24 protein-coding genes and 1 pseudogene are annotated in these 25332 nt (G+C 43.5%); 16 read left to right on the forward strand and 9 right to left on the reverse strand.

Going from position 1 to position 25332, the window contains the following annotated elements; translation table 11 throughout:
• Positions 1–44: 44 nt before the first annotated feature.
• From hemH to ACLI09_RS01115, 6 genes are read left to right on the forward strand one after another with little or no spacing between them, the layout of a single operon-like run.
• Positions 45–1076: a ferrochelatase gene (gene hemH, locus ACLI09_RS01090; protein ID WP_411417731.1), complete on the forward strand. Its 1032-nt coding sequence runs from the start codon at positions 45–47 to the stop codon at positions 1074–1076.
• Complete coding sequence (locus ACLI09_RS01095) at positions 1077–2414, forward strand: MATE family efflux transporter (protein WP_411417732.1); 1338 nt, start codon at positions 1077–1079, stop codon at positions 2412–2414.
• 12 nt (positions 2415–2426) lie between these two features.
• Positions 2427–3128, forward strand: a complete 702-nt coding sequence (locus tag ACLI09_RS01100; protein WP_411417733.1) for a hypothetical protein — start codon at positions 2427–2429, stop codon at positions 3126–3128.
• 41 nt (positions 3129–3169) lie between these two features.
• Positions 3170–3715 (forward strand): CopD family protein, encoded by a 546-nt coding sequence (locus ACLI09_RS01105; RefSeq protein WP_411417734.1) that lies wholly within the window; start codon positions 3170–3172, stop codon positions 3713–3715.
• A gap of 3 nt (positions 3716–3718) precedes the next feature.
• Complete coding sequence (locus ACLI09_RS01110) at positions 3719–5227, forward strand: sensor histidine kinase (RefSeq protein WP_411417735.1); 1509 nt, start codon at positions 3719–3721, stop codon at positions 5225–5227.
• 12 nt (positions 5228–5239) lie between these two features.
• A complete protein-coding gene (locus ACLI09_RS01115) occupies positions 5240–6016 on the forward strand; it encodes an enoyl-CoA hydratase/isomerase family protein (RefSeq protein ID WP_411417736.1) in 777 nt (258 codons plus the stop codon).
• 96 nt (positions 6017–6112) lie between these two features.
• On the opposite strand, the gene ACLI09_RS01120 is transcribed toward ACLI09_RS01115, so the two are convergent.
• A complete protein-coding gene (locus ACLI09_RS01120) occupies positions 6113–6484 on the reverse strand; it encodes a carboxypeptidase-like regulatory domain-containing protein (RefSeq protein WP_411417737.1) in 372 nt (123 codons plus the stop codon).
• Positions 6485–6614: 130 nt separating this feature from the next.
• On the opposite strand from ACLI09_RS01120, the gene ACLI09_RS01125 reads away from it, so the two are divergent.
• A complete protein-coding gene (locus tag ACLI09_RS01125) occupies positions 6615–8183 on the forward strand; it encodes a hypothetical protein (protein ID WP_411417738.1) in 1569 nt (522 codons plus the stop codon).
• Positions 8184–8234: 51 nt separating this feature from the next.
• Here ACLI09_RS01125 and ACLI09_RS01130 read toward each other — a convergent pair whose 3' ends face one another.
• Positions 8235–9782, reverse strand: coding sequence for an aldehyde dehydrogenase family protein (locus ACLI09_RS01130; protein ID WP_411417739.1), 1548 nt, complete (start codon positions 9780–9782; stop codon positions 8235–8237).
• 291 nt (positions 9783–10073) lie between these two features.
• On the opposite strand from ACLI09_RS01130, the gene ACLI09_RS01135 reads away from it, so the two are divergent.
• A complete protein-coding gene (locus ACLI09_RS01135) occupies positions 10074–10463 on the forward strand; it encodes a DinB family protein (protein ID WP_411417740.1) in 390 nt (129 codons plus the stop codon).
• Positions 10464–10624: 161 nt separating this feature from the next.
• Here ACLI09_RS01135 and ACLI09_RS01140 read toward each other — a convergent pair whose 3' ends face one another.
• The gene (locus tag ACLI09_RS01140; protein WP_411417741.1) at positions 10625–11434 is read right to left on the reverse strand and encodes a PdaC/SigV domain-containing protein; all 810 of its coding nucleotides are present in this window, start codon (positions 11432–11434) and stop codon (positions 10625–10627) included.
• 101 nt (positions 11435–11535) lie between these two features.
• Between ACLI09_RS01140 and ACLI09_RS01145 the strand changes: the two genes are divergently transcribed.
• Both ACLI09_RS01145 and ACLI09_RS01150 read left to right on the forward strand, forming a co-directional pair.
• Positions 11536–12681, forward strand: coding sequence for a cystathionine gamma-synthase (locus tag ACLI09_RS01145; RefSeq protein ID WP_411417742.1), 1146 nt, complete (start codon positions 11536–11538; stop codon positions 12679–12681).
• A 343-nt stretch (positions 12682–13024) separates the two neighbouring features.
• Entirely contained in the window at positions 13025–15298 is a 2274-nt protein-coding gene (locus ACLI09_RS01150; protein WP_411417743.1) for a T9SS type A sorting domain-containing protein, read from the forward strand.
• Between the two features lie 19 nt (positions 15299–15317).
• Here ACLI09_RS01150 and ACLI09_RS01155 read toward each other — a convergent pair whose 3' ends face one another.
• Entirely contained in the window at positions 15318–15527 is a 210-nt protein-coding gene (locus tag ACLI09_RS01155; RefSeq protein ID WP_411417744.1) for a helix-turn-helix domain-containing protein, read from the reverse strand.
• A 2-nt stretch (positions 15528–15529) separates the two neighbouring features.
• Positions 15530–16039: a DUF2975 domain-containing protein gene (locus ACLI09_RS01160; protein ID WP_411417745.1), complete on the reverse strand. Its 510-nt coding sequence runs from the start codon at positions 16037–16039 to the stop codon at positions 15530–15532.
• A 226-nt stretch (positions 16040–16265) separates the two neighbouring features.
• On the opposite strand from ACLI09_RS01160, the gene ACLI09_RS01165 reads away from it, so the two are divergent.
• A complete protein-coding gene (locus ACLI09_RS01165) occupies positions 16266–17411 on the forward strand; it encodes an aminotransferase class I/II-fold pyridoxal phosphate-dependent enzyme (RefSeq protein ID WP_411417746.1) in 1146 nt (381 codons plus the stop codon).
• Here ACLI09_RS01165 and ACLI09_RS01170 read toward each other — a convergent pair.
• Positions 17398–18564: an AI-2E family transporter gene (locus tag ACLI09_RS01170; RefSeq protein WP_411417747.1), complete on the reverse strand. Its 1167-nt coding sequence runs from the start codon at positions 18562–18564 to the stop codon at positions 17398–17400. The two genes, ACLI09_RS01165 and ACLI09_RS01170, sit on opposite strands and share 14 nt — an antisense overlap.
• 137 nt (positions 18565–18701) lie before the next feature.
• Here ACLI09_RS01170 and ACLI09_RS01175 point away from each other — a divergent pair.
• From ACLI09_RS01175 to bioA, 5 genes and pseudogenes are all read left to right on the forward strand, one after another.
• Positions 18702–19084 (forward strand): annotated as a pseudogene (locus ACLI09_RS01175) (hypothetical protein).
• Positions 19081–19242 (forward strand): hypothetical protein, encoded by a 162-nt coding sequence (locus ACLI09_RS01180; RefSeq protein ID WP_411417748.1) that lies wholly within the window; start codon positions 19081–19083, stop codon positions 19240–19242. The pseudogene ACLI09_RS01175 and the gene ACLI09_RS01180 overlap by 4 nt, the downstream one beginning before the upstream one ends.
• 60 nt (positions 19243–19302) lie before the next feature.
• Positions 19303–19719: a DUF2007 domain-containing protein gene (locus ACLI09_RS01185; RefSeq protein WP_411417749.1), complete on the forward strand. Its 417-nt coding sequence runs from the start codon at positions 19303–19305 to the stop codon at positions 19717–19719.
• 30 nt (positions 19720–19749) lie between these two features.
• Positions 19750–20370: a dethiobiotin synthase gene (bioD, locus tag ACLI09_RS01190; protein ID WP_411417750.1), complete on the forward strand. Its 621-nt coding sequence runs from the start codon at positions 19750–19752 to the stop codon at positions 20368–20370.
• Between the two features lie 142 nt (positions 20371–20512).
• On the forward strand, positions 20513–21763 hold the full coding sequence (gene bioA, locus ACLI09_RS01195) for an adenosylmethionine--8-amino-7-oxononanoate transaminase (protein WP_411418004.1): 1251 nt from the start codon (positions 20513–20515) through the stop codon (positions 21761–21763).
• Between the two features lie 32 nt (positions 21764–21795).
• On the opposite strand, the gene ACLI09_RS01200 is transcribed toward bioA, so the two are convergent.
• From ACLI09_RS01200 to ACLI09_RS01210, 3 genes are all read right to left on the reverse strand, one after another.
• Positions 21796–22368 (reverse strand): Crp/Fnr family transcriptional regulator, encoded by a 573-nt coding sequence (locus tag ACLI09_RS01200; RefSeq protein WP_411417751.1) that lies wholly within the window; start codon positions 22366–22368, stop codon positions 21796–21798.
• 772 nt (positions 22369–23140) lie between these two features.
• The gene (locus tag ACLI09_RS01205; protein ID WP_411417752.1) at positions 23141–24205 is read right to left on the reverse strand and encodes a hypothetical protein; all 1065 of its coding nucleotides are present in this window, start codon (positions 24203–24205) and stop codon (positions 23141–23143) included.
• Between the two features lie 272 nt (positions 24206–24477).
• Positions 24478–25299, reverse strand: coding sequence for a hypothetical protein (locus tag ACLI09_RS01210; protein WP_411417753.1), 822 nt, complete (start codon positions 25297–25299; stop codon positions 24478–24480).
• Between the last annotated feature and the right edge of the window lie 33 nt (positions 25300–25332).

A 25332-nucleotide genomic window follows, 5' to 3' on the forward strand; every position in this document is an offset into this window, starting at 1 on the left:
GGTTTTTGATAATTAAAGCAGGCGCAAACACACATAAAACAAATATGAAAGGAGTATTATTAGTAAACCTTGGTTCGCCAGACAGCCCAACAGCAAAAGATGTAAAGCCGTACCTTGACGAGTTTTTAATGGATAAGTACGTTATAGACGTGCCGTTTCTACTACGTGCCTTATTGGTGCGCGGTATTATACTGCGCAAAAGGCCGGAGGAATCGGCGCATGCGTATGCCAAGATATGGTGGGACGAAGGTTCGCCGCTTATCGTGCTTAGCAAAAGGCTGCAGGACAAAGTTACGCCGCTAAGCGATGTACCGGTATCACTTGCCATGCGCTACGGCAGCCTTTCTATAGAAAACGGGTTGCAGGAACTGAGCGACAAGGGTGTAACCGATGTACTGCTTTTTCCGTTGTACCCGCAGTATGCCATGGCCTCAACGCTAACCATACTGGTAAAGGCGGAGGAGATACGCAAAAAGAAATTCCCCCACATGCGTTTTACCGATGTGCCGGCGTTTTACAACAAACCCGATTATATCACGGCGCTTGCCAATTCTATCAAAAAAGGCCTTGATGGCTTTGAGTATGACCACCTGCTGTTTAGCTACCACGGCATACCCGAGCGCCACATCCGCAAAACAGATGTAACCAAATCGCACTGCAAGATAAACGGCAGCTGCTGCGTTACCGAAAGTGCTGCGCACAAATTTTGCTATCGCCACCAGTGTTATGAAACCACCCGACTTGTGGTAGAGCGGCTTGGCCTGCCAAAAGATAAATACAGCCTTACCTTCCAGAGCCGCCTGGCCGGCGACAAATGGCTGGAACCCTATACGGATGTGGAGATAAACAAAATGCCCGCAAACGGTATTAAAAACCTTGCCGTGGTAACCCCCGCGTTTGTAAGCGACTGCCTTGAAACTCTGGAAGAAATAGCCATGCGGGCCAATGAAGATTTTAAAGAGAACGGTGGTGAAAACTTCCTGGCCGTGCCCTGCCTTAATGATGGCGATGAATGGGTAGGCGTAGTGGCCAACTGGATAAATGAATGGGCCCATGCCGAAATGCCGGTAGCCTAAATGGAATTAACCTCTAACGACCTTGCGGAAAAGGACATTAAAAGCCTGCTCATTAAGCAAAGCATACCCAGTTCGGTAGGCATATTGTTTATGAGCGTTAACGTGCTTATTGATACCATTTTTGTAGGCCGCTGGATAGGCTCGCTGGCCATAGCCGCACTCTCGGTAGTTATGCCCATTACGTTTTTTATATCATCGCTGGGCATGGCGGTAGGGGTAGGGGGAAGCTCGGTACTTTCGCGCGCGCTGGGCAGCAATGACTTAGATAAAGCCCGTGCCACCTTTGCCCACCAGCTGATGATGACACTGCTTGTAGCCAGCCTTTTTGTGGTTGCAGGCCTGCTGTTTAGCGACCAGATATTATATGCCTTTGGCGCAGCCGGAAAAATTACCGCGCCGGCTAAAGAGTTCTTTTTCCCCATGGTGCTGGCGGTGCCGTTTCAGGCGCTAATCATGATGGGCAATAACGTTATCCGTGCCGAAGATAAAAGCAGGCATGCCATGGTAGGCATGATAATAAGCACGGTGGCTAACCTGCTGCTTGATGTGCTTTTTATAAAGGTGCTTAATATGGGTGTGTTAGGAGCGGCTATTGCCACAGGGTCATCATTTGTCCTGAGTTTTTTATATGTCCTGTGGTTTTTTATCTACCGCAGCGAACTGCGCCTCACCTGGAGCAGCTTCAGGTGGGATAAAAAATTATCGGGGGAGATACTCTCTATGAGTTTTGTAACCTTTGCCCGCCAGGGGGTTATCAGTGTGCTTAATGTGCTGCTAAACCATACGCTTTTTGCACAGGGTGGCGAGGCCGCCATTACCATTTACGGCATAGTAAGCCGTATGCTCATGTTTGCCTTATTCCCTGTACTGGGAGTTACCCAGGGCTTTTTGCCCATTGCCGGCTACAACTACGGTGCAGACAATAAGGCACGTGTGCGCCAAAGCATCCGCCTTTCTATATTGTATGCGGGGGGGCTGGCTGTTTTGATATTTGTGGTAATCATGGTGTTTGCCCGGCCTATAGTATCAATATTCACTACCGATGCCCAAATTATAAAAGAAACACCCGGCGCACTGCGGTGGGTATTTGCGGCATCGCCCATTATCGCGGTGCAGCTTATAGGCGCGGCCTATTTTCAGGCGGCAGGCAAGGCCACTAAGGCACTGTTGCTTACGCTTACCAAACAAGGCTTTTTCTTAATACCATTGGTACTTATACTGCCGCAGTTTTTTGGTATTTTTGGAGTGTGGGTTGCATTCCCTATAGCCGATGTGCTGAGCACGCTGGTTACGGGCATCTTCCTGAAGAGGGAGATGGTAAGGGAATTGAAAAGTTAGAAAATAGATATTATGATTAAACTTATAGAAACAAGTTCACCTCTCAAACGTCTACCGAAAGAAATTGGTCGAAAAGATATACTTATTTTTGATTCTTTACGATTTACCTGTGAGATTATTGAGCATGCGCATCATCAACTTATGGCAAATATTTTGGAGTTATCTTATGGAACATCAAATAAACATTTACCATCTGTCTTTGGATACGCATGGTCAATAATTGATCAAACAGTTAGATTATCTAATATTTGTAAAAGATTACCATGGGAAAAAGAAAATGAAATTGTTGGTCATCTATCATATTTAAAAGATTTCAGGAATACATATCAACATTTAGATGAACGGATTCAAAAGGCTCTATTAGAAAATGAGCTTCCATTTTATGGAGTCATATCATGGGTATATAAAACTAAAAATACTTTAAAATTTGAACTTTGTCAGCTTGTTAGTGGAAACTGGATTTCCGGCCGAGCAGCTCAACAAACTGTCCCAGAGATTAATTTAGAAAGCCCTGAAATAATCGACCTTTTATTGCATACCGTTAATAGAAAGGGAGAAATCATCAATGTCAATTTAGAAAATGTAATAGAAGATGTAAAAAGCCTTGTAGTTGAAATTGAAAATAGATTTCGCGATTTTTGTGAAAAAAATGAGTTTCAATTTATAGACTGGTCTGCAAGACAAGACGTTTTTTTTAGAATAAAAAATGAGTGATTAAGTTAGGGAACTATAATCATACCAATCAGATATCTTAAATGGAATATTACAATTACATAAAATCGCTGCACCTTATCTTTATCATTACCTGGTTTGCCGGGCTGTTTTATATTGTGCGGCTGTTTGTATACCACATAGAGGCTAACAGCAAGCCTTCGCCGGAAAAAGAAATACTCATTGCCCAATACAAGCTTATGAGCTACCGGCTGTGGTACATCATTACCTGGCCCAGTGCGGTACTGGCAACTATTTTTGCCATTACACTGCTGTGCCTAATGCCCGAATGGCTATCCCAGCCGTGGATGCATGTAAAGCTGGGTTTTGTGGTGTTACTTTTTTTGTACCACTACAACTGCCACCGCATATTCAGCCAGCTGCAACGCGATGACGTTAAACACACCACGGGCTTTATGCGGTTGTGGAACGAAGGTGCTACGATTATTTTGTTTGCCGTGGTTTTTTTGGTAATTTTAAAGAATGCCGTCAACTGGATATTTGGCGTAATAGGCATTATCCTGTTTAGCATATTGCTAATGATGGGGTACAAATTCTATAAACGTATAAGGGAAAAGAACGGCTCTTAAAGCATGAAAGAACAATTCAGGATAAAACGGTGGTCGCTGCGGGTAAGAATATTTCTTTCCCTCATTTTTATTACCCTTATCGCGTCGTTCCTTATCGCTATCGTTTCTATTTACCAGTTTAAAAAAGAAGCCCGTGAGTACCACCAGGACCGCCTGGAGCGCAAAGAAAATTCAATTAAAGAGCATATCAGCTACGTGCTTTCTACCACCACGTACCCGCTTAACACCGAAAATTTGCCGCTCATTTTCAGGGAGCGCATCCATGAACTGGCAAACATCCACGAAACGGAAATTAATATTTATGACCTCGATGGCAATCTGCTCAAATCATCAAAGGCAGCCTTTTCGGTAGATACCATCAACCAGAACATCCCCATGTACATATTGCGCATCATCCGCTCTACGGCAGAAAAGCGCTTTGTAGACCTTAAAACCACCGCCGATAACAAAAAGTTCAGATCTTCTTACAGCTATATAAAAGATACTAAATTCAAGCCGCTGGGCATACTCAACCTGCCCTATATAGAAGACGACGGCTATTATGAAAAGGAGATAAGCAACTTTATTACCCGCTTTATACAGGTATATTCGTTTATGATGCTCATATCGGTTATAATAGCCTACTTTTTGAGCAGCTATATAACCAAATCCATCAAGGAAGTGTCTGACCGCCTTAAGGAAACCCGCCTTAACGAAGTAAACGAAAAGATACACATGGGCGACGCCCCACAGGAAATAAGCCTGCTTGTAACCGCTTACAACAACCTGGTAGACGATCTTGACGAAAGCGCCGCCCTCCTCGCCCAAAAGGAACGTGAAGAGGCCTGGCGTGAAATGGCAAAGCAGGTAGCACACGAAATAAAAAACCCGCTCACGCCCATGCGCCTTACCGTGCAGAGCTTCCAACGAAAGTTTGACCCTGCTGACCCAAACATTAAAGAGAAGCTGGCCGAATACAGCAACACGCTTATACAGCAGATTGACACCATGACGTCGGTAGCATCGGCGTTCAGCAACTTTGCGTCATTGCCCGCGCAGCAAAATGAAACCATTAACCTGGTGAAGATTGTGCAGCTGGCGCTGGAAATATTTACCGAGGGTTATATTACCTTCCACGCCGATGAACCCGTTATTATAACCCGTATGGACCGCACCCAGCTGATACGGATTATTACCAACCTGGTTAAAAACGCTACCCAGGCCATGGGCGAAACCCAGGAAAACCCGCAGATAGAAGTACGCGTATACCGCGAGGGCGACCGGGCAAAAATTACCGTTACCGATAACGGCAAGGGCATAAGCGTAGAAGATAAGAGCCACATCTTTGAGCCGAAATTTACTACCAAAACCAGCGGTATGGGCCTTGGGCTTGGTATTATAAAAAACATTGTAGAGAACTACCACGGAGCCATAAGCTTTGAAAGTAAAGTGGGCAAGGGTACTACATTTTATGTTTCGCTGCCCATAATACACAGCAGCGGTGATGACTTTAACGAACAGATTACTACCTAAAATATAAAAACTATGAGTTTTGAAAACCTACTGGCATCGGCAGAGAACGGCATTGGCACCATTACCATAAACAGGCCTGCCAAACTGAACGCGCTTAACCGTGCCACCATAAACGAACTTAACGACGCCATTACTGCATTTGATGCGGATACCGATGTAAAAGTGATAATCATTACCGGCAGTGGAGAAAAAGCTTTTGTGGCCGGCGCCGATATAGCCGAATTTGCAAACTTTACCGAGGAAGAAGGCGAGAAGCTTGCAGCATTGGGGCAAACCCTGTTGTTTGATTTTATAGAAAACCTGGGCACACCGGTTATAGCGGCTGTAAACGGTTTTGCGTTGGGCGGCGGATTAGAGCTGGCAATGGCATGCCACTTCCGTATAGCGAGCGATAATGCTAAAATGGGCCTGCCGGAAGTATCGCTGGGGGTAATACCCGGTTATGGCGGTACGCAACGCCTGCCGCAGCTTATAGGCAAAGGCCGTGCTATGGAAATGATAATGACAGCTGGTATGATACCTGCGGAAGATGCTAAAGCCTGGGGGCTGGTAAACCACGTAGTATCGCAGGCAGAACTATTAGATTTTACAAAAACTATTGCCGAAAAAATAGCAAAAAACTCGCCGGTTGCCATAAGTAAGGCTATTACAGCGGTAAATGCCGGCTTTGTTAAAGAAGGCTATAACGAGGAAATACGCGGTTTTGGGCAGGCCTTTGGTACCGAAGATTTTAAGGAAGGCACAACGGCGTTTATAGAAAAACGCAAGCCGGTTTTCCCGGGGAGGTGATTTTTTCATGATACGCTAAGTTGGGCCTATAATACAAAAGCTCCGATGCTGTAAGGCGCCGGAGCTTTTTAGGTTTATTGTTAATCCCCAATATAATTACATAGGGGAAAGATTTACCGTAAGTTCTTCTGTTATTACGTGGCACTCGTCGGCTTCCACGGTTATTGTTTCGGACGTATAGGGTTGGTAACCATCTCCGGTTACGGTTATAATATAGTCGCCCGCACGCTCGTCGGCACCTTTATAAGCACCCGATACATCAGACGGGGTTAGCTGCTCTATGTAATCGCCATCGGTGGCAGTAACGGTTATACCGCTGGTTAAAATCGCCGCACCATCTTTAACCGTTACTTCGAGCCCGTTTACTACAATAGTGGTACACGGCTCGGTATTTACCTGGTCGTCGTCATCAGAACAGGAAAATGATACCGCTCCGATGAACGCTAAAAATAATATTGCTTTTTTCATAATGCATTCTTTTTTAGTTAGTACATAAAGGTAACCCTTCAAATGCTTAATTTATCCCAACGCAATGTTATACTATGTTAAGGCTATATTGTTAATTTTTATAACTTTGGCTTATCAACAAGCCAGTACCATGAAATCATTTTTTGCAATTTTTAGCTTTATTATTGTTCTTAATTGTTATGCCCAGGAGCCGGTTTTTAAAATCCGTGCGAGTGATGTTTTTAGAGATGAGTACCGTGAAACTTATGTAGTATTTGCCCAGGACGATTCAAAAGGAGGTTGCTATGTGGGGCGGTCTTACAAAGGGGGTATATTATCTTCAGCGGAAGGTTATTACGTTGAACGTTACGATGCCGGCATGAAACTGGTTAAAAGCATAGACTATCCGCAGGAAAACAAAACCTATCAAAAATATAAGTTACTGTTGGGTGTGGTATCGCATGCTGATACCTTTAGTTTTATAGAGTTTTTTTATAATGTGAAACAAAAGGCATATCAGTGCATTGCGCACAGCATTAATTTTGAAAGTGCAAAATATACTGATACAACACTTTTTAGCATAGACAGGGGCGAATTAGACGATATGGGGAAGATAGCCTTGGGAAAACTTTTTTATAAAGGCGAAAACCATGTTGACGAGAAGTCGGCAATAGCGTTTTTAAAGACTTCAGAAAATGATGCCTTTGCTATAATGCTTAATATAAGGGGCAGGGATAAAAAATATTATAAGATATATTCATTTGACAATAAGCTTAGTAAAAAGATAGAGCATACAGCAGTAAAAGGACTGGGTAAAAAAGAGTATACCCTTAGTACCATAGGCGTATTTAATGCCGGCGAAACGGTTTACCTGCTTACCATGGGAGACTATGATGACAAGCGAACAAACCCCGCAGATTGCCAGATTACTGAAATTTCGGCTGCCGGGGAACGGAGCGGTTCATTTGTAAATGAGTTAAGGGCATACGAAAACCTTAAATTGATTAAAAAAGATAATGCCATTATTTGTGCTGGCTTTTATATCGAACCTAAAAGTAAATGGTTTGATGGGGTTAGTTTCTTCAAAATTGACGGGGCTGGGCTGGGCCTTCAGCAAGTTAAACATACTCCTTTTACAGAAGAAATTAAAAAAGGCAAGACAGGAGGCTGGTTCAGTTCGCGTTATAATAAAGCGCTGCTCTTTAAAAATGCGGTATTGACCGATGATGACAGCTTTATATTAACCGGTGAAGAATATTACGAAGTTGAAACGCAAAATACCGCCGGGCCAGGTATGGTAAGCGCTGGCGGATATGTAACCTATCACTTTGATAATATAATCTGTACAAAAGTTGATGCCTCGGGGAATGTAGTATGGGTGAAAGATGTAGAGAAAGAACAGTCATCAGGTGATATTAATGATGCCAGGCTTTCTTATACACCCTTGTATAAAAATAACATTTTGTCGCTTTTTATTAATGTGAGTAAAGATATCAAGCTTAATGATGCCGGAAACCCAAGATTTAGGGGCAACAATAACAAGAGCGACCTTACGGTATTGAATATATCCTCAGACGGAAACCTTAAATACGAAAAGCTTGTTGACGACGAAAGCAGTATAGGCCCTTATATGACCGCAAGGGGCATAACCGTGCCGGGAAGCATATTCTTTTTAGGCAGGAAGGGTGCCGAAAAGCAAATGCTTGAAATAAGTTATTAAACAACAAATCCCGCATGCGGCGGGATTTAGTATTGCTGAATATAATTGTTGTTACAGGTCAAAACGGATGCCCTGCGCCAGCGGCAGCTTGCTGCCGTAGTTTATGGTGTTGGTTTGCCTGCGCATGTAGGCCCTCCAGGCGTCAGAGCCGCTTTCGCGCCCGCCGCCGGTTTCTTTTTCTCCGCCAAAGGCACCGCCTATCTCAGCACCCGATGTGCCTATATTTACATTGGCAATACCACAGTCTGAACCCTGTTGGCTCAGGAACAGCTCCATCTCGCGCATATTGTTGGTAAATATAGAAGACGATAACCCCTGAGGGACACCGTTCTGCAGTTCGATAGCCTCTTCAATATGGGTATATTTCATTACGTATAAAATTGGCGCAAAAGTTTCGTGCTGCACTATCTCAAAATGGTTTTCGGCAGCGATGATGCACGGTTTCACGTAACAGCCGCTTTCGTAGCCTTCGCCGGTAAGCACGCCGCCTTCTACAAGCACGGTGCCGCCCTCGGCTTTGGCCTTGTCGATAGAAGTAAGGTAGGCATCCACCGCTGCTTTATCAATAAGCGGGCCTACGTGGTTGTTGCTGTCCAGCGGGTTGCCTATGCTCAGCTGGCTGTAAGCACTCTTAAGCACTTCAACCGTTTTGTCGTATACACTTTCGTGGATGATAAGCCTGCGCGTGGTCGTACAGCGCTGGCCTGCAGTACCCACGGCGCCAAACACCGCACCCACAAGCACCATGCTAATATCGGCATGCTCGCTTACTATAATGGCGTTGTTGCCGCCCAGCTCCAGTATGGTTTTGCCAAAACGCCCTGCCACTACCTGGCTTACGTGCCTGCCCACACGGGTAGAGCCTGTAAACGATATCATAGGGATGCGCTTGTCGTTATTTATAAGTTCGTTACAGTCTTCGCCGGTTACAAGGTTGCACACCCCTTCCGGCAGGTTGTTGTCTTTAAGCACGCTTTGTATAATGTTCTGGCAGGCTACAGCGCATAGCGGAGTTTTAGAAGATGGCTTCCATACAAAAACGTCGCCGCACACCAGGGCCAGCATGGCGTTCCAGCTCCATACGGCTACGGGGAAGTTAAACGCCGATATAATACCTACTATGCCCAGCGGGTGCCATTGCTCATACATGCGGTGCTCAGGGCGCTCACTGTGCATGGTAAGGCCGTATAACTGGCGCGACAAGCCCACGGCAAAGTCGCAGATGTCTATCATTTCCTGTACCTCGCCCAGGCCTTCCTGCAGGCTTTTGCCCATTTCAAACGAAACAAGCTGCCCCAGCGGGTCTTTATATTTTCGAAGGGCTTCACCCATCTGGCGCACTACTTCGCCACGCTTTGGCGCGGGTACCAGCCTCCAGGTTTTAAAGGCCTCTTGTGCTTTTACCATTACGGCCTCATAATCATCGGGGGTAGATACGGTTACCTTTGCTATAAGCGAACCGTCTACAGGTGAATAGGAACTTAGCAGTTCGCCATGGGCAAAGCTTTCAAGCCCCGTTGAGGTGCCTTTATTTATTTCAGTTATCCCCAGTTGGGTAAGGGCGCTTTGTATGCCGAAAACATCGGTAAGTGTTGCCATTTTGTAACTTTTTTGCTGTTTGTTGTTATAATTCACAAATATAAATCTTTTTTGCGAAGCCGTTACAGAAAGATTCTTAAAGGAAAGATTCTTTACATGTTTTTTACATAATGGACACAAAGTTGAACAGCTTTGTGGAATATTGTGAAAATTACTTTTTGTGATACGTAAAGTCTCTCGGGCAAGGCGCTAAGTATCGCAAAATTTAAAAAAACTCTTTGCATACTTTGTGCTTTCTTTGTGTTCCTTTGCGAAAGAAAATTTACTTTTATTCAAATAAAAACGAACTGAATGGAAACCGAATTTAAAATCACACGCCGCCTGCGCGAACTCTTCAGCGTCTATTTTGAGAATTATACCCTGGAGCAGCTCAATAAAATTCCCGTTGGCTTTAACAACAACCTGATATGGAACATAGGCCACATTATTGTATCGCAGCAATCGCTGGTATATAAGGGGAGCGGACTGCCTGCAAATATAGATGAAGTGCTGTTTAGCCTCTATGCACGCGGTACAAAACCGGAGCGCGATATCACACAGGCTGAAGCCGATGAATTGAAAACCCTGTTGTTTTCTTTAACCGAAAAGACTGAGGATGATTACGCGAGTGGACTCTTTACAACCACAATGCACGCAAAAGCGAGTTTGGTTTTTCGCTGGATACGGTTGCCGATGCTATAGCGTTTAACAACCACCACGAGTCGATGCACCTGGGTATTATGATGCACTTGAGGAAGTTTGTAGCCCCCTAACCCCCGAAGGGGGAATTCTCACTCAGGCGAAGAAAATTATATCTCTATAGTAACGATTATAAGTGTCATTAAGACATTAGAGTGAAGCTACTACCTCCCTCTTGGGGAGGGCTGGGGTGGGGCCTGGAAAGGCTTCGCCTCATTATATGTAATCAGTACATCTTTTTGCCCCTCGGCGTGGGCGGCTACTTCATCGGTGTTGTATTGCAGCAGGTAGCCCTTATCGGTAACAAAAATGTTATTGGGCAGGGCAAATTTTTCGTCCAGGAAAAATAGCCCGGTACTGTTAATGTTGCCCTTAATGTTATACTTTGCCCTGAATTTCTTTTCGGCCAGGGCCGTAAAACCTTTTTTGTCTTTAAATAAATCATCAGGTTTTATACTCCTACCGGTTTTAGCGTCAAACAGCAGTGATGTATCAGCACCATAGCCATGCGCGCCACCTGCAAACACATAATGGGTCAATTTCACGTTTACTATACTGTCGTTTTGGTAGGCTATGTTTCCGTCTACCTTAGCTTCCCAGGCAATATCCTCATCCGGGTACTTTTTAGTCAGTTCTTCATAAGCGCCTACAAACGATGCCATTACCTCGCTGTAGCTTTTTGCATCGGCGGGCCTTTCACCAAAATGCACTATCTCACGCACCGTACGGAATATCTTATTGTTAATGCTGTCGGCACCCGGCCCCACGGCTTCGGGCACATCAATGCTTACAGAGGTACGCGGCTCTTTCTTGCCCAGCGTCGATTTTTTTTCGTAAATCTTATTGTCAAAAGAAAGCACGGCCGGTTCTGCTATCGTATCGGTAGTTACGGGTATTTCGGTGGTTTCGTCTTTATCTTTTTTGCAACTGGCGAGGGTGAGTATCAGGGCTAAAAGGGCTATATAGCGTGTCATCGTTTTGTGTTATTGTTTTGCAAAAGGTTGCTTACCGGTTAAGGGTGTCACTAAATTACAGTAAATTTGCGGTGGAACTATTGAAAGGAAATCAAGTTTATATGAAATTTAACACAAAAACCATACACGGCGGCCAGCAGCATGACCCCTCAACAGGGGCAGTAATGCCGCCCGTTTACCAAACATCTACCTTTGCGCAAAAGAGCCCCGGCGTGCACAGTGGCTACGAATACAGCCGTGCGGCAAACCCTACCCGTACCGCGCTGGAAAATGCCCTGGCAAGCATAGAAAACGGCGTGCGCGGCCTTGCTTTTTCTAGTGGCCTTGCAGCTACCGATACTGTACTTAAACTACTTAAGCCCGGCGATGAGGTAATTGCGATGGATGACCTTTACGGAGGTACCTACCGCATGTTTACCCGCATTTACCAGGAATATGGTATCATGTTCCACTTTGTGGATATGAACGATACCGAAAAGTTTACATCGCTAATCAACCAAAATACAAAGCTGGTTTGGGTAGAAACGCCTACCAACCCACTGATGAAACTGGCCGATATTGAGGCGATTGGTAAAATAACCAAAGAACACAACATACTGTTTGCTGTAGACAATACGTTTGCCACGCCTTACCTGCAGCGCCCGCTCGATCTGGGTGCCGATATTGTAATGCACAGCGCTACAAAATACCTGGGCGGCCATAGCGATGTTATAGCCGGCGCGCTTGTAGTTAAAGACGAATCGCTGGGCGAGAAGCTGCACTTTGCGCAGTTTGCCACCGGCGGGACACTTGGTCCGCAGGATTCGTATTTAGTACTTCGTGGTATTAAAACACTGCACCTGCGTATGGAGCGCCACAGCTTCAACGGGCAAAAGGTAGCCGAATACCTGGTGAACCACCCGAAGGTAGACAAGGTATTTTACCCCGGGCTGGAAAGCCACCCATATTATGATATTGCCAAAAAGCAAATGAAGGGCGGCTTTGGCGGCATGGTGTCGTTTACATTTAAAAGCGGGGAAAAGGGCGATGCCATAAAATTCCTTGAAAGTGTGGAGGTATTCACTTTGGCCGAATCGCTTGGCGGCGTAGAGTCATTGGCAAACCATCCGGCATTAATGACGCATGCCAGCATACCGGAACCTAAACGCAAGGAAATAGGCATTACCGACGACCTGGTACGCCTTAGTGTGGGCATTGAAGACATTGAAGACCTTATTGCTGATATAGAGCAGGCGTTTAACGCTTAAGTTCTGCTGCAAATATTTTTACCACAAGGGGCACAAGGCCTTTTTCACAAGGAGTACACACGAGGGCAAAGCCCGAATTGACGTAGTAAGCTGTATGAATAAAATGGTAGAGGCTACAAGGCTTTGGAGATCAATGCTCCGTACAGCGTTGTGTCCTTCCGCCGTAGGCGGTTTTTTATAGTGTACTTTGTGAAAAAATCCTTGTGTCCCTTGTGGTAAAATCTATTCTTGGTAAAATTTTTATCCAATACTTTACATCCTTTAGAGGCAACTATTTTTACACGGATATACAAAAACGACGATTACTGCGTTTTAGCTATATTTGCGCAAACAATTGCTTTTAATGAAATTACGATTCGCCTCCCTTCTTTTATTACTATCCTGTATGGCTTTCGCCCAGAACCAGCAGTGGGGCAGCTATTTCTCGTATACTAATATTGTAGACCTGGCGCAAAACAACGGGCGTGTATATGCCGCTGCCGAGAGTGCTGTGTTCTCACAAAATGTAGCGTCTGGTGAACTTAAAACCATTACATCTGTAGATGGCCTTAAAGCAGAACTTATCACAGCTATTTTTTATAGCCCATCTACCCAAAAAACACTTGTGGGCAACAGTAATGGCCTGTTGCTGGTGGTTAATACTGATGGCACTATTACTACTAAAATAGACATTGTACAGGAGGCTACCGTGCCCAACTCGGTAAAAAAAATAAACCACTTTTGCGAACATAACGGCATTATATACATAAGCTGCGATTTTGGTATTACCACCTTTAATCCGCAAACAATGCTTTTTGGCGATACCTACTATATGGGCGAAAACGGCAGTACAGTAGCTGTGAGGCAAACCGCTGTATATAACGGGTATATATATGCAGTAACCGCAAACGGCGTAAGAAGGGCCGCTGTTACAAATCCGAATCTGAACGATTTTAGCCAGTGGCAAAGTATTTTTGGTGGCGGCTGGAAATTTGTCCTTGCTTTTAACGATGCTGTGTTTGCCGTGGCAGACTGGAATGCTTTTTACCGTATTGAAACCGGGGTAGCTTATGAGTTTGCGCCTTTGGGCACCATTAACGATCTTAGGGCAGCAAACGGCTATATGGTGGTTACCCAGCCAAACCGTGTGCTGTTATACAACAGCAGCCTGCAGCAGGAAGTGCAGATAAATACCGTAGGTGAGCCGGCAGTGTTTACAAAAGCTACCCTCGTGGGCCAGAACATATACATTGGCACCTCAGATAAGGGTGTGTTTTCGGTTAACCGAAACACATACCAGGCGTTTAATATAACGCCTAACGGCCCTTTGCGCAGCAATATCTTTTCGCTTGAAAAAGGTAAAACGTCTTTATGGGCGGTTTTTGGGGGCTTTAATTTCCAGCATACGGGTAACGACGCTAAATATGGTGTAAGTAAGTATACCGCAAATGCCGGATGGGAGAATATTCCGTATGAAACGCTTAGGCATCAGGGAAATACCACACATGAGGTAAGGGCGATAAGTGATATTACTATTAACCCTGATGATGAAAAGCAGGTATATTTTTCGGCCTATAATGATGGCCTGCTTAAGCTGAACGACATGGTACCTGAAATTTTATATACCCAGGGAAATAGCGGACTTGAGAACCAGCAGGTTGATAATTCTTTGAGTATTAGGGTTATAGGTGCTACCTTTGATGACAGCGGAGCCCTGTGGGTAATGAACCATTTTACTAAAGAGCCGCTTAAGGTATTAAGGGGTAACACCTGGAGCAAATACAGCTTTGAAGATGTTTTTGGTGCTGCAAATGTTAAAGAAGTGCGTTACGAGCGCATGGTTATAGACCGTAATGGTACTAAATGGATACCTACCTTAGATTATGGCCTTGTAGCTTACAATGAAACCCTGGGGCCTAAATTTATAAAGGTAACCGAAAATGAAGGGCTGCCTATTAACTACGTAAAATCTTTAGCTATAGACCTTAGCGGCAGGCTCTGGATAGGCACGGTAAAAGGCCTTCGCGTAATATATAGTACCCAGCGCTTTATAGACGACACATCACTCGAAGCATCGCAGGTAATTATAGAGGAAGACGGCGTGGCCCAGGAGCTGATGTATGAGCAGGCAATAACCGATATAGAGGTAGACGGCGCCAATAATAAATGGTTTGCAACGGCAGGTGCGGGCGCGTTCCTGGTATCACCGGACGGGCAGCAAACGCTGTACCATTTTACTAAAGAAAATTCGCCCCTGCCGAGCAACAACATTAACGATATTGCCATAGACAGCGCCAGCGGCGAAGTGTTTTTTGCTACCGACAGGGGTATGGTGTCTTTTAAAGGCACGTCTACCGAAGGCGCCGATGACCTGGCAAAGGTATATGTGTACCCTAACCCGGTGCGGCCTAACTTTAACGGCGATGTAAAAATAAGCAACCTTACAGACAGCGCTAACGTAAAAATTACCGACATCGAGGGTAACCTTGTTTTTGAGGCCACCAGCGAAGGCGGTACCGTACTGTGGGACACCACTGCATTTGGCAAATATAAAGTACGCACCGGTGTGTATATGATATTTATATCTACCGAAGATGCTACCGAAACCAAAGTTAAAAAGGTAATGGTGGTACGGTAAACCGGTAAAAAGTAGAACCTTACGGCTCCTCCACAAACTCCATAATATCGCCGGGCTGGCAGTCCAGTATTTGGCAAATGGCCTCCAGCGTACTAAAACGTATGGCTTTGGCTTTACCGGTTTTCAGTATGCTCAGGTTGGCCGTGGTAATGCCTACCTTATCAGCAAGTTCGTTGCTGCGCATCTTACGTTTGGCCAGCATTACATCAAGGTTTATAATTATGGGCATGGTTATACAGTAAGGTCGTTTTCTTCTTTTAACTGCTTGGCATTGGCAAATACTTCGCTTAATACGATAAAGAACAGTCCGATGCTAAGGCTGAAAAATGTAGAGCCGAAACCTGAAAAATCTATACCCATTTCAAAGTCACCGTTAGCTATTACTTTATAGAAAAACGGCGGTACCACCCACACTACAGCTGCGATGATAAATGCCTTTCCGGAAAGGTTTAGCGCGGCGATAACGCGGTCATCAAAAAATACCTTTTTGTAGAAAAGTTCCAGCGTAGCCTTTAACTTATATATGCCGTAAGTAAACACGCAGTGCCCCAGGTAAAACATACTTACCAGGAAAATAACCTGCGCACGGCCTGCCCCGTCTAACTGCCCGTTGAATTTGAAAGGTACGGTATCGGGGAAAAAAACGACTAAAAGAATAAAGGGCAACCCGAAGATTACAGCAACCATACACAGGATAAACGATATTGTAACTATGGTCTTTAAAAATGCTAAACGCTTCATGAGATTTGATTATGATTACTGCAAATATAAATTAATTATTGAAAAACAATAATTAATATTCAATAAACAACAACAAAATATTTTTGTAGCATAAATCGCATACGAAATAACGCGTTATATCAAAGGACACCCACGTTAAGTGCTTCTTTTTAAAACATTATTTTTTAACATTTCGTGTGTACACGGGCAAACTTTGTTAAATTAGCGATAAGAATCAGCCTATACTATGCAGAAGTTTCCTACAGCCTTACAAGATAAAATAGACCAGCGCAAAACCGATAACTCATTACGAACCCTGGGTAATGTAGGTGTAGATGCCGATTTTTCGTCAAACGATTACCTTGGGCTGGCCGCCTCTGAAACCTTGTTTGAGGCAACGCATCAATTTTTAAAAGAAAAAGGCATCACACAAAATGGCGCTACGGGTTCGCGCCTGCTTACAGGCAATTACGAGCTGTATGATGAGGTAGAAGATTTTTTGGCAAAGGTACACGAAACCGAAAGCGCGCTGGTATTTAACAGCGGTTATGAAGCCAATATGGGCTTTTTTAGCAGTGTACCGCAAAAGGGTGATATTGTATTGTATGATGAATACATACACGCCTCCATACGCGACGGGCTGCGGCTAAGCGGGGCCACGGTATATAAATTTGCCCATAACGATAAGGAGGCGCTGTTTAAAATGGTAGAGCGCTACCGCCACAAAGCGCAGGAACTTTATATTGTAACGGAGTCGGTTTTCTCTATGGATGGCGATACGCCTAACCTTGCAGAATATGTGTATACTGCCCGGCGCTACCACTGCCGCCTGGTGGTAGACGAGGCGCACGCTGTGGGTATTTTTGGCGAAAAAGGGGAGGGGCTGCTACAGGCATATGGCCTGCAGGATGAAGTTTTTGCACGCATTGTTACCTTTGGCAAGGCGCTGGGCTGCCACGGCGCGGCGGTTCTTGGCCCGGCCGAACTAAAAACCTACCTGGCTAACTTTGCCCGCAGTTTTATTTATACCACAGGGCTGCCACCGCATTCGCTTGCCGCGGTATACAGCAGCTATAACCATATAGGCCAGTATCCGGATTTGCTGGTTAACCTGCACGATACTATTATGTATTTTAAGGGTGAGACAGAGCGCTGCCACCTGCCTTTTATACTAAGCTTTAGTGCCATTCATTGTATTGTTATCCCGGGTAATGAAAGGGTAAAGAAAATTGCAAAGATATTGCAGCGGGCCGGCTATGCGGTAAAGCCCATACTCTCTCCCACAGTGCCTGCCGGGCAGGAACGCCTGCGGATTTGCCTGCATGTGTTTAATACCCGCCGGCAGATTTCTGCCATGATGGATTTGCTTACCCAGGCCATCAGGTATTCTTAGGTTCCTTTTCCATTACTTTCTTTACTTCGGCATCGGTTTCTTCGTCCCTTTCTTTTTCGGCTATGCTGCGGTTACTGCGCCGCTTCCGCTTTTTAAACCAGTTGCTGTCTTCTTCACCAAACAGGTAGGCATACGGGCGTGTATCGGGGCTAAGCTCAAAAAGCTGCTTTAGTATGGCTATGGTAGGTATAATCAAAATCATGCCCACAATACCCCAAATCGCACCGCCTATAAGCAGGCCTATAAAAGTAACCAGGGCATTAAGGTTTACATTGCTGCCGGTAATTTTTGGCGTAAGGAATGAGCCTTCCAGTATTTGTATAAACGCCAGGGCTACAACTACGGCAAACGGGTAAAAGAGGCTGTCTTTTGTAACCAGGGCAAAAAAGAAAGGCAATATGGCACCCAGCGTAGGCCCCAGGTACGGGATTATATTGAGCATACCTGCCAGCACCCCGAAGAATATGGCATGCTTAATGCCCAGTGCCAGCAGTACCCCTGTGTTAACCACAGCTAATATGCACATTACCTTACCTGCCCCCATTATATAGGCGTGTACTATTTTGCGGATGGATGTGAGTTTGGCAAGCAAAAACCCGTTATTCTGCCTGCTGAATACTTTAGTTACAAATACCGCAAGGTGGTCGCGGTAAATAAGCAGGAAAAATATAAATACGGGCAGTAGTACAATGTCGCTTATGGTATCAATTGTGTTAAATATCATCTGGGTAGGTGTTACATCCTCTGGGCCCACCATCTCTACCGCTTTTTTCATTTCGAAGCCGTTTGGCATCCCCAGGTCAAAGCCAAAGTTTTCCTTCGCCCATTTATTACCTGTAATAACAAATCCGTTTATTTTTTCGCCCAGGTCGCCGCCCACGTCATTAGTAAACTGGCGTACCTGAATATAAATAAATACCAGTATGCCACCCAGTACAGCAATAAATACCAGCAGGCATAGTGCGGCGCTTATGCTGCGAGGAATTTTATGCCGCTCCAGCCAGTTGCACGATGAGGTAAGCAGCATGGCCATGTACCCCGAAATAAGCAGTGGCACCAACAGGCTCTTTGCTACTATCATGAAAAAAACAATCATGATAATTAGCAGTCCTATAATAAAGGCGCGGATATAAGGAGGTACTTTTAATTCCATATGATAGCGTTGTTAAAAACCGGTGAATATCACCAAAATTAGTCAGAATTAGCCTCCATATATGGTAAGGTTTTACTAAAGTTAGCATAATATATAGTGCTGATTTTTAACTAAAAATGTTAGTGATAATTTGCTAAATTTGTAAGGAAGGGCAAAAAAACCTTTATATCATTGCAGGCTATAACGGCGCCGGTAAAACTACGGCATCCTATACCATATTGCCGGACATACTTAACTGCCGGGAGTTTGTAAATGCAGGCTTGACAGTATTGAACAGGCAAAAGACCGTGTAAAAGCGCGCGTAAGCGAAGGTGGACATAATATTCCTGAAGAGGTAATAGAACGCCGGTACCGTGCCGGAATCAAAAATCTTTCTGATATTTATATGACAGTACCAGACAGAGTCCTTATATTTGATAATACAAACGGTCATCCGGAGTTTATTGCTACAAGGGAACCGGATGGTACTTTTACAATTTATGACAACAATAAGCTTATTGTTTTAAAAGGAATGATATGAGTAACGTAAAAGAAACAGAAAAGGAATTCAGGGACAAGATCGTAGCAGGCCTGCATCTTGCTTTTGAACGGCTGGTGGAACAGAAAAGAAAAACGGACTCGGTATTGGTGGTAAAACGAGGCGGAAAAATAGTACACCTGAAGCCCGATGAACTATAAATAAATGACACACTAACCCTTTCCCTAAAGAAAGGGTTTTTATTTGCGTAACTTTGTAGTATGGAACCTACTTTTGAAAAAATTGCCGTTTTTCAGTATTCGGCGGAAGCCATGATTGTTAAAGGCAGGCTGGAAGCCGATGGCATAGATGTTTTTTTGGCCGATAACAACACCATTGATACCGACACGCTGGTGAGCAATGCCATAGGCGGTGTAAAACTGTTTGTGCGTACCGCCGATGCCACAAAAGCTAAGGAAATACTGGCTGAAATAAGCCGCTATGCAGTTGACAATAACGGCAATAATATTATCTGCCCGGTTTGTAACGGAACAAAAGTTGAGGTAATGAGCACCGTGCGGGATGGCAAAGGGCTCTTGGGCTTTTTTCTGGGCACACTCATGTTAGGCACATTACCTTTTTTAATGAAATACAAATACCACTGCAATGACTGCGGTAATGAATTTGAGATGAAATAACAGCGTAATAAGCTGATAGAAGACCTTAAAATGAAACTATTTATAACCGGCATAGGTACCGATGTAGGCAAAACCATAGCCGCCGCCATTATTACCCAGGCGCTTGAAGCGGATTACTGGAAGCCCATACAGGCAGGCGACCTTGATAACTCTGACACTCGCAAAGTACAGCGTTATGTAAACAATGCCAGGACTGTATTTTACCCTAACAGCTATGCGCTCAACACGCCTGCAAGCCCGCACCATGCGGCGGCGCTTGACGGGGTAACCATAATGCCAGGCAACATAGTTGAACCCGAAACCACTAACGAGCATTTAGTTATAGAAGGCGCGGGCGGCATTTATGTACCCATTAATGACACACAAACCATAGCCGATATCATACAACCGGACTATAAAGTAATAATAGTTTCGCGGCATTACCTGGGCAGCATCAACCATACGCTGCTTACCGTTGAGGCAATCAAAAGCCGTGGGCTTACTATTGCAGGCATTATCTTTAACGGCGATGAGAACAAAGCTACCGAAGAGATAATCCTTAAAATGACCGGGCTTAGCGTAATCGGCCGCATTGAAGATGAACCCTATTTTGATGCAAATGTAATCGCGGAGTATGCGGAGGAGTTTAGGGACAAGTTATTTCAGATTTAAGATTGTAGATTTAAGATTTAGCTTCACTCAAACTTTGCTGCGTTGTAATTTTGCCACTAAAAAATAAACATTGAGAGATTCAGAATATACAAGTGAGCCTACTCCCCCTTTGGGGGTTGGGGGGCTTTCGGGGGTTGGGGGGCTGGCCCTCTGGCACCCTTACACCCAGCATAAAACCGCCCCGCTTCCCGTAGAGATAGCCCGGGGCGAAGGCGCATTGTTATGGGATAAGGACGGCAATGCATATATAGATGCCATTGCCAGCTGGTGGGTAAATCCCTTTGGCCATAGTAATAAATACATTGCCGATGCCATTTACAAGCAGCTCACCACACTGGAACACGTGCTTTTTGGGGGCTTTACGCACAAGCCCGCGCAGCTTTTAGCCGAAAGGCTTTTAGAGATTTTGCCATCCAGCCAAAAGAAACTGTTTTTTAGCGATAACGGCAGTACCGCGGTTGAGGTAGCGCTTAAAGCATCTTTGCAATATTTTTACAATAAGGGCGAAAAGCGCACTAAGATAATCGCTTTAGAAAATGGTTTCCATGGTGATACGTTTGCGGCAATGGCTGCCAGCGGCATCTCGTTTTTTACCGAGGCATTCCGCGGGTCGATGATTGAGGTGAGCCGTATACCCGCTCCTACTACAGGCCGGGAGCAGGAGAGCCTTGACACGCTTAACGGCCTGCTTGCCACAGGCGACTATGCCGCGTTTATCTTTGAGCCATTGGTACAGGGCGCAGCAGGAATGGTAATGTATAATCCTGCCCCGCTGGACGCCCTTATGGCCGCCTGCCGTGCGCACAATGTATTCACCATAGCCGATGAAGTGATGACGGGCTTTGGAAAAACCGGGCGTAACTTTGCCTGTGATTATCTTACCCGGCAGCCTGACATGATGTGCCTTAGCAAGGCACTAACAGGCGGCACCATACCCATGGCGATAACCACCTTTACCCAACAGATTTTCGACGGGTTTTATGATGATGATGTAAACAAAGCGCTGTTTCACGGGCATACGTTTACGGCAAACCCTACCGGATGCGCTGCTGCCCATGCCGCGCTCGACCTGCTGCTTACCCCGGAGATGCAGGAGAATATACAGCGTGTAAGTGCCCGCCACCTTGATTTCATGGACGAAATACTACGGCATCCGCGGGTAAAAACCGCTCGGGTACAGGGTGTTATCTTCGCGCTCGAAATTGAAAGGGAAGGGGAGGAGGCTTATTACGGCGGGTTCCGTAACCGGCTGTATGACTTTTTTATGGCAAATGGTGTGGTTATGCGGCCTGTGGGTAACATAGTATACATACTGCCGCCCTATATCATTACAGATGCGCAGCTGGAGCGGGTCTATGCTGTTATTAAGGCAGCGTTGGCTGAGGTTTTTTAAAAAACGAAGTTAACCTTAATTAAGCCAACGTTTTAACTAAGCGTATCGAGCAAAAACTTAAGCTTATATGAGTCGATATCCAGGTAGGTGGCAATGGTATGCAAGGGTGCCCGCGACATTACGGTGGGAAATTTTTGTATAAAAGCCAGCACTTTTTCGTCATCGGTAAAGGCGCGGTTTTCATCAAGGCGTTTATGGTAGGCTTCCAGGTTGCGCTGTATAAGGTTCGTCATAAACTCGCTGAAAGGCACCACGTTTGTACAGAGGTAGTCAAAGTCTGTCTTCTCTATCAGCAGCAGGTCAGTATCGACGAGGGCTTCGATGTTCACGCAGGTAGGCCTGCCTGTAAGCAGCGCTTCGCGGTCGCCGGTCCAGTAATCTTCAGGTGAAAAATTAATGGTTTGCTCTTCCCCATTATGGTTAATGCGGTAGCCTCGGGTAAGTCCCTGGTACACAAATGCATTGTGGTGCCAGGTTTCCCCCTCGGCCAATAGTTTCTCGCCGGCTTTAAGGTGCCTGTATATACATACTTCCTCAACCGTTTTAAGGTCGGCTTCAGTAAAAGCTGCTTTTTCCTGTAGGTATCGCCTGAAATTGGTAAACATTTGGTTAGAATAGGAAACCCAAAGGTAAGGAAATTATGGCAAAATATTGGAGAGTTTAACGCGTTTCACGCAACAAATCCACCGCAATTTACAAACAGCAAGGCTTCAATATCAAGCAATAAGGGATTATAATGGCAGGTGAAACTACTGTATATAAAAGAAGGAGGCCCACGTTACCACGCGCGATGCCTCCTTTCGTTTAAAATAGCACTACTTATTTTACACTGTTAAAAACAGGGGCACAATCACTTTCTCCTTATGTTTGTGCCCCCAAAAGGTTTACCTAAACTACGTTAGTACTGTAAACTTAATAATTAATTTTAACATATTTAACCACTATGTTAAAAAAAATGCTCCAACTACTTAATTATAAAGTTCATTTCGATTAATTATAGTCACCAGCGGCAAAAATTTATTGAATTACCTGTAAAATTCCCTATGGTATGAAGCCGGTCTACAAAACCGGTTGTATTTTGACAACGAATTACAAATTCAGACATAAAAAAACCTCAAAAAGGGCAAAAGTTGGACAATCGGTATATATTTTTTCAAAAAAAGGGCCGTTTTTGGGCTTTTTCCAAAAAAGTTAGTGCTCTGATATTTAGTGTTTTGCGTTTTTTGGTTGTGCAATCGGTATAAAAGTTTTCAGGCTAAAATTTGCGCCTATTTGCCATACCACTTTTTCAGGCAGGTTGTACTGAAGGATTGCGTTCAGTACTTGATGCGGGAATGCGTTGTAATTTTGCGGGGGTAAGAAAAAAAATCTAAATATTTAATCTATATGACTATCATGTCTAATCTCGAAATCAATTTTATAACATCCATTTTTGATATTCCAAATTTTTCTTTGAATTGTTATTTCAAAACTGCCAATTTTTGCACTTGAATCCTTATTTAAGACAAAAGCTTTAGCAAGTTTTTCGGGCAATAAATCATCAAACACTTTTTGGTATAGTGTTGTAATATATTTTAAATATTCTACGAATGCGAGATCATTTGACTTTATATCGTAGATAGTCAAAACTAATTTTAAAGATGTTACGATATGTTCTCTCCCATTCAAATAATATGAGATTCTATTTTTTAAAACCTGATTACCGATACTCAAATCCGCGGATCCGTGCCAATATTCATCCCCAGAATAATTGAAATAAAATCCGGTTGTTAAACCTAATTTTTTCAAATATTCGTTAGCAATGTAAGGTGACCAACCTAAAGTGTTATCAATCTTTGGAGGCTTTTTTTCGAGTACTTGTAAATCTTTAATTTTTTTGATGAGTTCGATAATTTTTATTTTATCAATATTATCAATCGAATGAATAGAGTGCATCTGTTGTAGCCATCTTTTTAAACCTGTAATATTTGTTCCAAAATGGAAAAACAGTTTTAATTTCGCATAAACAAGGAGTTTTGGGTGCAGAATTAATTTAAGTGACACAAATACATTTTCATAATTTATATATATAAAGAACACCCATAGAAAAGGTATAAATGCTATTGATAATAACGGAGCAAGTAACAACTCTGGAATTAAGTCCGGGTTAAAATAATTCCCATAATTTGTAACAAGATCAAATATCTTATATGCAAATAATATTAGCAAAAAGATTGTAGCTGCTTTATTTATTTTTTTTGAAATCGTCATTTTATTGATTTCAGAATATGCGAGCAATACTCCAACAAAAAAATAAAGAGGTACTAATACAAATTCGCTAATAAAACTGAATGAAGAAAGCCCAATAATAAATTCAACCATTATTGTGTAGGAAAGATTTTCATTTAAAATATCAATAAAATTATTTTTAAACTTGCTATTCCTTTCTAATTTGAAGATCATTACAATCCCATTAAATACAGCCCAAATCACAGTTGATTTTAATAAGCTAACGTTCCAGATAGAAACTTTGTAAAGGAGAAATACGATAGCAAATATATAGACGAATGTGATAAAATAAAGTTTGAGAAACATCATTTGAAATAGAGTTGTTAAGACCCTTATGAATGATTTTCTTGTGGATTTACCAATTAATAATATACACGCTAAAATTAGAATCCAAATTATTAATGCTAGCTCGTTATTTTCAAACATTTATCTTCGTGATTAGCTATCTATATAAAAAAATTAGGTTGCCTTTTCAAAACCGTATGAATTTCGCTGTTTAATATGATGTTACAAACATTAATATAATCGTCAATGAGTTTCTGCAATTCAATTTTCCGAGTGGGAACAAAATCAAGATAGTACAAACTATTCTTACTTTTGAGGTTTAACTCAATCCTAAAGTCATGATAACTCTGAAAATGTAAGGTTTCAATATATTTGATTATTTCATCAAAATCTGTCCTTGACTTTGAAATCCTGATTGTTAATCGCGAATCCATCATCGCATCACCAAATGGGAATAAGCTTTCGCCAAATACATAAGCTGAGGTCTTATTAAACTTCGCATCCCAAAATTTGCCTACAAAGGCCTCATGTATTTTAGCGGTTTGATATTCATTAAAAACTACGGTGCTCTCAGTAAGATTTTGTGTTATCCTCGTTGGTACTGGCGGGGGAGTTTTCCTTGTATCAACAATGTACTTGTCTACAAAGCCCAAGAGTTCTTTTCGTTCAGCTTTTGTATCTGTCCTGTAGGCAATATCTATTGAGTTAATGTCGGAATACTGAACAAGGTTTAATGAGGTTACAATTGCATATGAATCGTTGATATAGACTTTCGCATGTAGGTCGTCAATCAATGTGGGCGTGATGCCAATATTCGACAAAACAGATAGATCCTGCTTAGCATTCCTCCTCGCAATAAATGTAATTTTAATACCTTTTTGCACAGCTTTTTCGAGGCATTTTTTCATTTTATCCCATTTGGATAAATCGACATAAGGAGATACAATGATAACTTCTTTATCAGCATCCTGTATCAGTGTCATAATTTTAGATGCAATCTCTAAGGGCGGAATAAA

Source organism: Flavobacterium sp. RHBU_24 (genome assembly GCF_046613695.1).
Classification (GTDB): Bacteria; Bacteroidota; Bacteroidia; order Flavobacteriales; family Flavobacteriaceae; genus Flavobacterium.